We start from the raw sequence: 12,052 nt of genomic DNA on the forward strand, positions 1-12,052 counted from the left end.
CTTACCACCTCTTCGTTTTAACGTTTTGAACGTGAACATGTCCGCCTTTGGCGATGTCCGCAATTGCTTTGCCGATGTCGTTGTCGTACTTCAGAATGGTGTCGCCATCCTTGATGTCGTTCAGCGCGACTTTGTGTCCCAGAGGGATAGCATCGAGTGCATGTATTTCGATGGTCGCATCCGTGTCCATCACCCATCCAACAAGCGTCTGGCCAGCTTCTAAGCCCTCAACCACAATCACGCCGACTGAGTCGGTCGAATCGTGGACGAGAAAATCTGGTTTTTGCATTTTCATCTCCTTTTGAATAAAACGATCTTTCTTTTCTTGGGTTACTTTTCGGGCCGCAGCACGACTTTGGCTGCGGCTATACGTCCGTTAAGTAAGTCGTCAAAAGCGTCCGCACCTTCACTGAGCGGGCGTTCTTGAATCCAGTCCAGCGCGCCTAACGCGCCGTTATGCATGGCTTCCACCGTCGCGTGGAAATCTTGCATGGTGTAGGTGTAGCTGCCGGTGAAGATCACTTCTTGCAACGTAAATTTGCGTACATCGAGACCTTCAATGCTGTCTTGCAAACCCACATGGACAATCACGCCGCCAGGTTTAACGGCGTCGGATGAACCCATGCGGGTGTGTTTGTTGCCTACACAATCCACCACCAAATCGATACTGTTACTGGCAACGAGTGGGTTAGAAAGTGGGTCGAATACCGTGCAAACGCTGGTGGTCTTCACCGTTTCACGGCGCAATTCATTGGTTTCGGCAAGGAAGATTTGACGACAACCTTGCGCATACAAAGAGAGCGCAGCCGCGAGGCCGACCGCGCCGCCGCCATACACCAAAGCTTTACTTTCCACCAACGGACGGTTAATCAAGTTCGCGCCTTTGGTAACGGCATGCCAGCCCGTTGCAATCGGTTCGGCCAATGATGCTGTGGCCATCGACATGCCTTCAGGAACTGGCACCAAGTTGCGTATTGGAATCGCCACGTATTCGGCAAATGCGCCTTGTCGTGGTGGCATGGAAATGATTTCTCGGCTTGCACATTGGTTTTCGAAACCCGTGCGGCAATAGCTGCAATGACCACAGCTCACCAGCGGGTTGATCACCACGGCTTGACCGTCAAGGTCGCGATTGCCTGTGTTGTCCGCACCGCGAACAACGCCTGCGCCTTCATGCCCCAAAATCAGAGGGGCAGGGCGACGCGAGTCATGACCGAGGTAAGCATGAAGATCTGACCCACAAATGCCGACGGCGTTGATTTGCACCAAGACTTCGTCATCACGAAGGGTTGGCATCTCTGCGTCATCGACATAGGTCAGTGATTTTTCTCCGGTATATACCAGTGCTTTCATCGTGCCTTCCTTTTGGTCTTCTGTTTTTTGCTTCTGTCTACCGCTTCTGTCGTATCGATTTGGCGCATGTTGAGAGTGGCTATTTGGCGGTATAGCCACCATCAAGAGAGATCATCTGGCCGGTGATGTAATCGGAGGCGCGTGACGCCAAAAACACCGTGAGACCGTCAAAATCTTCCAGTTCGCCGTTTCGTCCAATCGCCGTCATGCTGGCGTGATGTTTCGACAATTCATCGTCCGCAAACACACGTTGAGTCAGGGGCGTTTGGAAAAAACCCGGCGCAATGGCGTTAGTGGTGACACCTTGGCGAGACCACGCTTCTGCCATTGCTCTGGTTAACTGCGCCACGCCGCCTTTCGATGCGCCATAAGGGATCGAATTGGCAAACGCACGATAGGATTGCAATGAACCGATGTTGATGATTTTTCCGCGTCCTTTTTCGAGCATGCCGGGTAAACAAGCCTGAGCGAGAAAAAAAGGCACCGAGAGATTGAGATGAAGGGTCTTGTCCCAACTCTCGATGGAAATGTCATCCGCAGGTTCACGCAAATTCACACCCGCCGCGTTGACTAAGATGTCAGGTGCGCCGAAATGCGAAGAGGCTTTGATGATGAAATCTTGCAACTTCTCGCGTCGCGTTAAATCCGCAACCACCACCGCTGAATCCCCACCAGAACCTGCGATCAATGCCGCGGTCTGTGACAAGGTTTCTACGTGGCGTCCAGCCAGCAAAACCTTGGCGCCTGCTTGGGAAAGGGCAAACGCCATGCGCTGTCCAATACCCGAGCCAGCACCCGTCACCAAAGCGACGTGTCCGGTTAGGTCAAAGAGGTGGTTTAACGCGTTGCCTGTCATTTCATCTTCCTTTTTGTATGACGTTGTTTGTGTAAACAGCATCTGTAAACAGCTTGGATAAATAGCTTCGGTAAGTAGCTGGATCAATAGCCCAGCTAAATAGCGACTTATTCCGGTTTCAGATTGAACTGCTCATCAGGGAAGTACTTCGCCAAACGTGCATCACCGGTTTTTGCATGCGCTTCCATACCTTCAAGGCGGGAAATGCGTGCCGTCACCTGAGCCACGTCTTTACATGCGTCGATTGAAGAACGCTGATAGGTCACGACTTTGATGAACTTGCCCACGCTCAGGCCGCCGGTGTACTTAGCGGCGCCTTTGGTTGGCAGAATGTGGTTCGGGCCTGAAGTTTTATCGCCAAATGCCACGTTGGTTTCTTCACCAAGGAAGAGTGAGCCGTAGTTGCGAAGGTTTTGAAGCCACCAGTCGAGATCTGCTGCATGCACTTCCAAGTGCTCAGACGCATATTCGTCGCTGACTTTTACCGCTTCTTCACGTGTGTCATAGATGATCACTTCACCGTAATCACGCCATGCCGCTTCAGCTGATTTGCTGTTCAGTTCTGGCAGTTCAGCAATCAGTTCTGGTAGGCGTTTCATCACGGTTTCTGCCAATTCTTCTGAATCTGTCAGTAACCATGCTGGGGTGTTCGGGCCGTGCTCGGCTTGACCGAGAAGGTCGACCGCCACAAGTTCTGGATCCGCATCTTTGTCTGCAATCACCATCACTTCGGATGGGCCTGCGAACATGTCGATACCGACGCGGCCATATAACTGACGTTTAGCTTCGGCAACGAATTGGTTACCTGGGCCAACAAGAATGTCTGCAGGGTGACCGGTGAATTGACCGAACGCCATGGCAGCGATGCCTTGCACGCCACCCAAGCTCAATATGGTGTCAGCGCCACACAGTTTTAATGTGTACATGATTGCGGGGTGCATGCCGCCTTCACGACCCGGAGGTGAACAGGCGATGACATGGTCAACACCCGCAACTTTGGCCGTGGTGACAGACATGATGGCTGACGCGATGTGTGAGTAACGTCCGCCCGGTACATAACAGCCAGCCGCTTGCATTGGGATTAAGCGCTGACCTGCGAACAAACCCGGTGATAGCTCCGTTTCAAATTCATTCATGCTCGCAAGCTGTGCTTGTGCAAAGTCACGAACTCGCTCGTAAGCAAACTGAATATCTTTTTTTAGCTGCTCTGGCACTTTGCTTTCAGCGGCGTCGATTTCCTCTTGAGAAACGACAATGTCACCGTGCCAGTTATCGAATTTTTGGGTGTAGGCGATGCAGGTTTCTTCACCGCCCGCTTCGATTTCCTTCAGCATGTTTGAGACAATTTCACGAACATCGTCTTCACCTGTTGCTGCGGTTTTTTCAGCTTTTTTCAGATACTTAACAGCCATGTTGATAATTTCTCCGTTAAATTTTGGGTGCAACTCTCCTGTCCGGCTTTTTTAGGAGAAAGCCGAATAGGCATTGGGTTGTAGAGTTAAACCAGTGTTAAGAGCTTTTCCGTGGCGTCGTTAATCCAGCGCCCAGAGTGATAGTTCAGGAATAAATGCCAACATGAGTACAACGGTCAGCATGGATATTACATATGGTCCGGATCGAGCCGCGATCTTCAGCACCGAGGTTCCCGTTAATCCGGATACCACAAAGAGGTTCAAACCAAGTGGTGGTGTAATGAAACCCACACCGAGAGACGTCACCATCATGATACAGAACTGCACATCTTCCATGCCTATCTCACGTGCCAGCGGCAACAGGATAGGGGAGAGGATCAGAATGTTCGGCGTCGTTTCCATAAAACAACCAGCCAGAATCAAGATGCCGATCATGATGAGTGTCAGGGCAACGTGACTGTCGGTAATCGACGTCATGCTTTGAACAAACGCCTGCGGCACGTCTAGGGCTGCCAGTGTTTGTGCCAATGGAAGGCTTAGCGCGATGATAGGCAAGATAACGCCATTCACTTTTGCTGAGCTTTCTAACATCTTCGGAAAATCACTCACCTTCAATGTGCCTTGGAACAGACCAATGATGATGGTGGTAACAACAGCGATAGCAGCGGCTTCTGTTGGTGTGAAGATACCTGAGTAGATACCACCCAAGATGACGAACGGCACCATCAGGGCGTAGCGCGCATCAATCACCACGGCTATCCAGCGCTTGAATGAGAAGCCTTGTCCTGCGTTTTCGTAGCCATGAATGCGGTTCATCACTACGTTGGTCAGCATGATGGCGCCCATCACCATTAACCCGGGGACTGCGGCTGCAAGGAACAGTGTCGATGCGGATATACCCAGCACTAAGCCAATAATGATGTAAGCGATAGAGGGTGGGATCAGGATGCCTGTACATGCCCCCGCGGCGACCAACGCACACGCATAAGGTTTCGGGTAACCCTGTTTCACCAGTCTATCAATGGTCATACGACCCACAGCAGCAGCACCTGCAGCATCAGAACCTGAGATACAAGCAAAAAAACCACAACCGAGTACCGTTGCGCTACCAAAGCCTGCTCGCGCACCGCCGACACTGGCTTCTGCAACATCGAGGAGTTTGTTTGATAGGCCAGTACGAACCAGTACGTCCCCTGTCAGGATGAAAAGTGGAACGGCAATCAGCGCGAACGCATCGATGCCATCAAAGAGAGATTCACCAAACAAGGATAAAGGTAGAACGTCAGTAATGAAGAGCAGCGCAATAGAGCCTAAGCCAAGTGATACCCACACAGGGACGGCAAGGCCAATCAACACTAGCATGCCAATCACAGGGCCATAAAATTCCCAGCCGAGGTCGACAACCACGTCTGTTTGATAGTAATTCAGCATGACATTCTCCTAATCGAACAGCTTGTTGCCTTCGAACACGGGGGTGCCGTGTATCAGGCTATGTGTATCGCGACGGATCGATTGAGCCAGTCGGAACAACATCAAGGAGAACCCTAGCGGTACTGCCGCCATGAACCACGCTTGGCTGATGCCTAAACCGTGGGTGACTGAGCCGAATTTTAACGATACTTCAATCGGGTGAATGGACCAGTAGAGTGCAAATACAGCGACGATAAGTGTCATCAAATCGCCAAAAAGATACATGACGGCTTTACCGCGTTGAGGTAAATAGTGGAGCAACACGTCAATACGTATATGGGCGCGTTCTTTTACAGCCGCTGACGCACCGATCCAAGCGAGATAAATAAACGCATAACGGGCGACTTCTTCTCCCCAAATGGAGGAGTAGCTGAATACAAAACGGCGGAGCACTTCCATTGCAATGGTAATAACGATTGTGGTGTAGAAGAAAAGGAGCAACCAGCGTTCGCCATTCTCATCAATGTTCTTAAGTAGAGATTTCATAGGCCATGTCCAACGTGCGTTGTGGAAATCGAGAGAGTAGCCTCTTGGAAGAGTCCCAAGAGGCTAGGTGACTCAGACGTTACACATCGTGAACATAGAAACGGCTATTACCATTGGCGGCATCTAGCAGTTTGTTAAAGGTGGCTTTTGACCCTGCAAGTTGCAGTTTAAAGTCATCCCACTCTGGACGCTGGTGGCCCGCTTTGTCAATCCATTGGCGCATTTCATCAGCATTAGGCGCATAGAATTCAACACCTGCATCGCCCAGTTCAGCCATCGCATAAGCGCGAGCTGCAGGTACTTTTGCAAGGTTCTGAATTGAGGTCACTTCACTCGCGAACTCAATGCCTTCCTGAATGTCTTTCGGCAGGCTGTTGAACCACTCAAGGTTACAAGAGAACACTTGCGAATCTGGCACGGCGCGGTTGAACGTCACTGACGAAAGCACGTCTTTAAAGCCAAATACATTTAACGCTTCTACCGATGGGTCGAGCGCATCTGCAACACCTTGCTTGATGGCTGACGGTGTTTCACCCCATGCCACTGGCGTTGGGTTTGCACCCAGTAGACGATACATTTGCTGAAGGATTTTTGAACCTGGTACGCGGAATTTAACGCCTTCAAGTTGGTCTGGTGTTTTAATTGGGCCTTCCAAACCACGACGAATTGCAACAACGCGTGGATCAATCACCACATACCAAAGCGGCTTAAAGCCTTTCGCTTCTACGCGAGGGTGAATCTCTTCTTTCCATGCGTTCGACGTGACTAGGTTGATGAATTTTTGGTTTTCACCACACCAGTAAGGAATGTTGATAAGGTCAACGGCTGGCGCAAAAGGAGCAAAGTTAGAAAGTGAGTGCTGCGCGGCCTGAATGGTGCCAGCTTGTACTTTCTGAGCTAATGCACCGCCTGCACCGAGTTGACCACCAGGTGCAAGTTTCACGTAAACCTGACCTCGTGTCATGTTCTGGATGTTTTCCTTAAAATCCAGCTGCATGATTGGGTAACTGCGGGAGGCACCAATGATGTACGCCGTGGCGATCGTCATGGTGTATTTTGCTCTTTTCTGTCGTTCTCTCTCTTCATTTACTGCAGCCTGCGCATGTGTTGAAGTCAACAAGGCTCCTGAAGCGCCTGCGACAACAGCGGCCGTGAAACCTACTTTTTTAGTGATTTCTAGAAAACGGCGACGCTCTGCATTCTGTGGGGAGTCATCCTTATGGTGAACAGACATAAATGTACTTCCTTCCTGCGTTTTAATTACCCAATCAACGTCGAATACGTCGGCGAACGTTGGGTGCTCTTATTCTGCCGAACGCTGGCTTGCATCTTTTTCAGCAAGTAGCATTGCGACAACGAAAGTTAATGAAGCAAGAATGAGCAAAATGAACTCAAACACGTCATTAACACGAATAATGTCGTTAGTCCCTGAAGCAAGTTGAACCTTGGTGGCAATCACGTTGAGCATGTACAGCGAGAAAAGCACCAATGGAAGGATGTAGCGTTTCTTGATGTTGCTCATGGTCAGCCTCTCAAGGGTCAGATAGCGAAAACATCGCCGTGTTATAGTTATAGCACTCATAATCACTTGTAACGTTAATGTTAAATGTAAGCGCTTACATTGTGAGAGTAGTGCGCGAATTGGAAGGCTGTCAAGTTTCTGACGGCAAAAAAATTCAGTGAGGCTATAATCAGTTAAATTGTGGCTTTCTAATCTCAATAACGAGTCAAAGAAATAACGAGTTATGACGAAAGAGATCCCCCCTTTGCGTAAGCGCTTACAAAAACGTCCTATCGACGCGCCCACAGCGGAAGATGTCGCCATTGCCGCGGGCGTTTCCACGGCAACCGTGTCTCGGTATTTGGCTAAGCCAAGTTCAGTGAGTGAAAAGCGTGGCATACTCATCCGCTCGGCTATCGAATCACTCGGTTACATTCCTCACGGTGCAGCGCAAGCCCTTGCTTCCCAGCATTCAAAAACAATGGGCGTGATTGTGCCCACCTTGGATAATGCGATTTTTGCTGAAGGCATTCAGGCGTTTCAGCGTCGGCTTCAGGAAAAGGGATACACACTGTTCATTGCGAGTTCTGATTACTCTGTTGATGAAGAGTTAGCGCAGGCGGAAAGGTTGATCACCCGAGGTGTCGATGGACTCATGCTGGTGGGCGCAGAGCATCATCCTCAACTTTTTGAAATAATAGATAAGAAAAAGCTGCCTTATTTGTATACATGGTCATACAAGCCATCTCTGGATCATCCATGTATTGGGTTTGATAACTACCGAGCATCCGCTCGTTTAACCGAGTTCTTGCTTGAACTTGGACATACTGAGTTTGGCGCTATTCCCGGCATTACGCAGTTGAATGACAGAACCAAAGATCGTCTTGGGGGATGCTTAGATACACTGAGAACGAACGGCATTGAATTGGACGCTCATCGCGTGATTGAGTGTCGTTATGATTTGGCTGAAAGTCGCCAAGCATTGAGACAGTTGATGGCCACCACCCCAAGACCGACCGCCATCGTGTGTGGTAACGACATCATTGCGATGGGGGCATTATTGGAATGCCAATCCATGGGGGTGAAAGTGCCAGAAGAGGTGTCGATTGTTGGTTTTGATGATGTTGCGATGGCATCGCATATCCATCCGTCTTTGACCACCATGCAAGTGCCATCAAAAATGATGGGTGAAAAAGCCGCGGATTTTCTATTGGCGAAGCTGAGTCATGAGCCTGTTGCAGATAAGTTGGAACTAGAGGCAAAGCTAGTGGTGAGAGAAACGACTGCTGCGGTGAAATGAATCTAGGCTTTATTCAACGAATCTAAGCTCTATTCAATCAACAAAGGGGCGGTATCTTACCGCCCCTTTGTTGTTTTGCCATTTTGTTACTTACCAAACCCAGCGGGTTTGCTCGTTCGTAATGCGCATCTGGATCGGTGTGGTTCCGTCGTAGAAGAACACTTCTGCCAACATGTAGTATTGCGAATCTGCGAGTAAGTAATCCACATCACCAAATCCATTTTCTAGCGTTTTTGCAGTAATGCGGCTGTTATAGTCAGCTGAGTAGGACCCATCAGGATTTTCGATAAAACCGCCATAAATCGACACAAAGGCTTGGTTTGTTGAATACGCACTAATATCGATTTCTAGACTTTGCGCCACGACAGGGTCGTAGCTGAAGTTATCTGCAACCACCATTTCTGACATCTGCGAAGCATCACTGGATACTGTCGGTGGAATGTCTACCACTTCAGGGTTAGCCCCCGTCAGGATAGTGGCTGCTGGTGAAGTGCTGTCAGTGCCGCTCGACTCCGTTGTGTTTGTGCTGCTGTCAGTCAATATTGAGTCAGTGTTCGCTGAATCTGTGGTTGACGTGGTGGGTGTCGAACCATCGCTACCACCGCCACATGCTGATAAAAGGAGTACGAGTGAAACGGTCACAATCGGATAGATAATCATGCTTATTCCTCCGGCTCGAAAACAGTGCCTGCAGTGGCTTTTTCGTCCATGTACCAATCGGTATTGTTTAAACCAGATGTCTCAGCATAACCCGCAAACTCGGGGTAGGCAGCAATCAAGTCGACGTGTTCTTGAGGCCATTTCCACGCATCGTTGATGAGCAATGCCCATGGCAGGTTTGATGATGTTTTGAAGTAACGGTTGTCCGCAGGGTTACCCGTGTCAGACCACCATCCGTACCAGTAGGTGTCGAATTTCTCTGTCGGCGCCTGGTCGGCTAAATGAATCTCTAACCCTCGGCCTGGGTTGTACCACAATCCATCGCGCACATAAGACCCCGGAGTGGCGAAGATGAATGGGTCATAAGGCATGTTCACCAGCTCGTAGGTGTTTGTGCCTTCATTCGGATAAATGTCGATTTCAAACTCAAAGGAAATCGCTTCCTGACAATATTGCGCCGTGCGGTAGAAATTGCACTCCGCAGGGATTTTCTGTTTAAGATCGTCAGAGATAATGAAAATAGCTTCAGTGGCATCAGATTCCATGCCATTGCTTTCTTGTAGTACACCGTTATGTTTCATCGTTGTCTGCGCGTTATTGATATCCACACGGTTTAGGCCGGGAAGTCGCATAGCGAAACCATTGTGGTAGCCAGCGCCATAGGCAGACAAGTAGCCGGTGATAAGGATGCGTGTTGCGTGATTATCTTCGTCTAGCGTTTCTGTGATACGGAATCGAATGACGACATCGTTCATGTCGTAGTCGCCTTCTTTTGGCCAATTGTCTTCAAAGGCCAAGGTGGCATAACCACGTTCGTTCGGGTAATGCACCAAGGTTGTTCCTGATTTCATCACAGTGACAGGGTGGTCTTCGACCTCCCCACTGGCTGCGCCCCCGAAGTAGTCTAAGCCGGATTGTTCAGAGAAACGGAAGCGGCTATAGGTTGAGCCCACAGCAGCATCTGCTGGGACTGCGACAGACAAGGTATTCGCACCGGCACTCAATACCGTGTCGCTGACAATTTTCTCGCCATCATCTTCGAAATCGCCATCTTGGTTCCAATCAAGCCACGCGGAGAGATAACCGGTGGTTGATGCTTGTACCGAGATAAGCGCAGTGCTGCCTGCTTCCAGCGCGGTGACAAAACCTACGCCATCCTCATCTTCTAGCCCCGCTTTGTTGTCATCCAGTGGGGAAAGCAAGCCATCTCCCTCGCTATCCGGTGCGACTAAGCCCATGTAATAGCCTGTACCGACTTGGTGGCGAGGACCGTTTGAAGCGAGAAGGGTTTTATAGCTGTCTGGTGCATCACCAAAATCAATCGTTGAATCTTCATCAATCACAGGCGCATTTGCACAGCGTGCTCCGTCGTTTTGATTAGATGCCGGGCCCGTCGCGAAGAATTCAATGTTGAAATCCCCCTGAGCGATGTCGTCAGCATCTGACAGGTTTGCGCGGAAAATGCTGCCATCGGAATTTCGAGAAAGGTAAAGGTTGCCATTCACGTCAAAATAGATCGCCCCGAAGCCACCCGCCGGAGCGCCAATTTGATCAATCATATTGATGACCACATTGGTATCACCTGTGGTTAAGTCCACTTGGTAGAGGTCGTAGTCATTGTTGTCGACAAGGTACATCTTGTTATCAATGGGGTTGATGGCGATATCAGACGCGCGTATCACCCCCATGTTTGAAGTGATGGCCTCCGCCGTCAATGTGGCGGAAGAGTCTGTGGCAAGCGGCGACAGGTCGATCTTAAACAAGCCCAATTCACGTCTGTGAAGGTAATAGGTGTTGTCTTGCACGTCACCACTGATGAATTTTGTGTTTTCTGGCAACCCTGAAACAGCTACCTGTTCACCAGTATAATTCCTACCAATTCGAATGACGTTCAAGTTGTTGTAATCAAAGCCATAAATGTAACGGTCTGGATCGTTAAAGCCCAATGCGTTGATGTGCGTGTTTAGACCTGTGGTCGCAGCCAACTCTGAATAACCCCCCGTGGCAAGGTTGACGCCATAAACCTTGCTTGGCGAACTTTGGAACAAGAAAGCCTTGCTTGGGCAAGTTTCGAATGGTTCATCGGCATAGGCCGTTGCGGGGAAAAACATCACGAGCGATAAAAGCTTCAACTTCAAATAGGTGCGCATCAGTGTTTCCTTTAATCAGGACATAAATACGCAATTACAATAACTGTGCCATGAATATTTATTTTAATATTCATGCAGATAGAGTCTTTGTGTTGTTCGGGGGACGAGGAGGTTTCTTAATATGAAAGCCGATATGAGGAAGGGGAGTGTCTATTTCTCAATATGAGAAATATCGAAAGCTAATTTTTCAACCAAGTAAGAAAAAGCAGGCCGAAGCCTGCTGTTGTCAGTTCTTACATCATTTTGCTAGTGAGGTTATCTTATTACCATATCCAGCTTGATTCCGTGTTTGGAATGCGCTTTTGCACTGGGCTTGTTCCGTCATAGAACCAAACCTCTGCGAGCACATAATATTGTGAATCTGAAGACACGTAATCCAACGTTGCTTCACCGTTATCTAGAGGTGCTGCGGTGATACGGCTGTTGTAGTCGGCGGTAAAAGAGCCATCGTCATTCTCAGAAAATACACCATAAATGGAAATGTAGGCGGGTGACACGGAGTAGCCACTGATATCGACCTCGAAATTCTGTTCAAGCACAGGGTTGTAGGAAAAACCATCTGGTACAACCGTCTCACTCATAGAGGTTGCTGAACTCGTAATGGTTTCCGGAATATTCGCTAACCCACCAGAGGTATCTACAATCATGTCTGGCGCACTGCTGGTTGGGCTTGCTGAACCGCTTTCAGTCGTTGTCGTGTCTGAACCGCTTTCAGACGTTGTCGTGTCTGAACCAGACTCGAACACCGCATCACTAGAACCTGTGTCTGACGCAGTAACGTTGGTCACGTCGCCTCCATCACCACCGCCACCACAGGCAGAAAGTAGGGTAATCAGAGCGATAATGGAAATATGCTTATTCATG

Annotated in this window: 12 protein-coding genes; 1 reads left to right on the plus strand and 11 read right to left on the minus strand. The window is 49.4% G+C overall.

The features are described 5' to 3' along the window. Nucleotide 1: 1 nt before the first annotated feature. The 8 genes from Q365_RS0105025 to Q365_RS0105060 form a co-directional block, all read right to left on the minus strand. Nucleotides 2-289: a UxaA family hydrolase gene (locus Q365_RS0105025; RefSeq protein WP_028022311.1), complete on the minus strand. Its 288-nt coding sequence runs from the start codon at nt 287-289 to the stop codon at nt 2-4. Nucleotides 290-330: 41 nt separating this feature from the next. Then, a complete protein-coding gene (locus tag Q365_RS0105030) occupies nt 331-1,353 on the minus strand; it encodes an alcohol dehydrogenase catalytic domain-containing protein (RefSeq protein ID WP_028022312.1) in 1,023 nt (340 codons plus the stop codon). Nucleotides 1,354-1,432: 79 nt separating this feature from the next. Beyond that, entirely contained in the window at nt 1,433-2,209 is a 777-nt protein-coding gene (locus Q365_RS0105035; protein ID WP_028022313.1) for an SDR family NAD(P)-dependent oxidoreductase, read from the minus strand. Between the two features lie 107 nt (nt 2,210-2,316). Then, complete coding sequence (hisD, locus tag Q365_RS0105040) at nt 2,317-3,621, minus strand: histidinol dehydrogenase (protein ID WP_028022314.1); 1,305 nt, start codon at nt 3,619-3,621, stop codon at nt 2,317-2,319. A gap of 120 nt (nt 3,622-3,741) precedes the next feature. After that, nucleotides 3,742-5,052 (minus strand): TRAP transporter large permease, encoded by a 1,311-nt coding sequence (locus Q365_RS0105045; protein ID WP_028022315.1) that lies wholly within the window; start codon nt 5,050-5,052, stop codon nt 3,742-3,744. Between the two features lie 9 nt (nt 5,053-5,061). Next, nucleotides 5,062-5,577, minus strand: a complete 516-nt coding sequence (locus tag Q365_RS0105050) for a TRAP transporter small permease (RefSeq protein WP_028022316.1) — start codon at nt 5,575-5,577, stop codon at nt 5,062-5,064. A gap of 79 nt (nt 5,578-5,656) precedes the next feature. Next, on the minus strand, nt 5,657-6,811 hold the full coding sequence (locus Q365_RS0105055; RefSeq protein WP_028022317.1) for a TRAP transporter substrate-binding protein: 1,155 nt from the start codon (nt 6,809-6,811) through the stop codon (nt 5,657-5,659). 69 nt (nt 6,812-6,880) lie between these two features. Further along, nucleotides 6,881-7,099 (minus strand): hypothetical protein, encoded by a 219-nt coding sequence (locus Q365_RS0105060; protein WP_028022318.1) that lies wholly within the window; start codon nt 7,097-7,099, stop codon nt 6,881-6,883. 223 nt (nt 7,100-7,322) lie between these two features. Here Q365_RS0105060 and Q365_RS0105065 point away from each other — a divergent pair, with 223 nt between their 5' ends. Further along, entirely contained in the window at nt 7,323-8,378 is a 1,056-nt protein-coding gene (locus Q365_RS0105065) for a LacI family DNA-binding transcriptional regulator (protein ID WP_028022319.1), read from the plus strand. Nucleotides 8,379-8,468: 90 nt separating this feature from the next. Here Q365_RS0105065 and Q365_RS0105070 read toward each other — a convergent pair whose 3' ends face one another. The 3 genes from Q365_RS0105070 to Q365_RS0105080 all read right to left on the minus strand — a co-directional run bounded on the left by Q365_RS0105070 (nt 8,469) and on the right by Q365_RS0105080 (nt 12,051). Then, on the minus strand, nt 8,469-9,038 hold the full coding sequence (locus Q365_RS0105070; protein ID WP_028022320.1) for a hypothetical protein: 570 nt from the start codon (nt 9,036-9,038) through the stop codon (nt 8,469-8,471). Nucleotides 9,039-9,040: 2 nt separating this feature from the next. After that, a complete protein-coding gene (locus Q365_RS0105075) occupies nt 9,041-11,188 on the minus strand; it encodes an LruC domain-containing protein (RefSeq protein WP_028022321.1) in 2,148 nt (715 codons plus the stop codon). Between the two features lie 263 nt (nt 11,189-11,451). Further along, complete coding sequence (locus tag Q365_RS0105080) at nt 11,452-12,051, minus strand: hypothetical protein (protein ID WP_028022322.1); 600 nt, start codon at nt 12,049-12,051, stop codon at nt 11,452-11,454. Nucleotide 12,052 lies beyond the last annotated feature (1 nt).

The organism is Enterovibrio calviensis DSM 14347, from assembly GCF_000621165.1.
Lineage (GTDB): Bacteria > Pseudomonadota > Gammaproteobacteria > Enterobacterales > Vibrionaceae > Enterovibrio > Enterovibrio calviensis.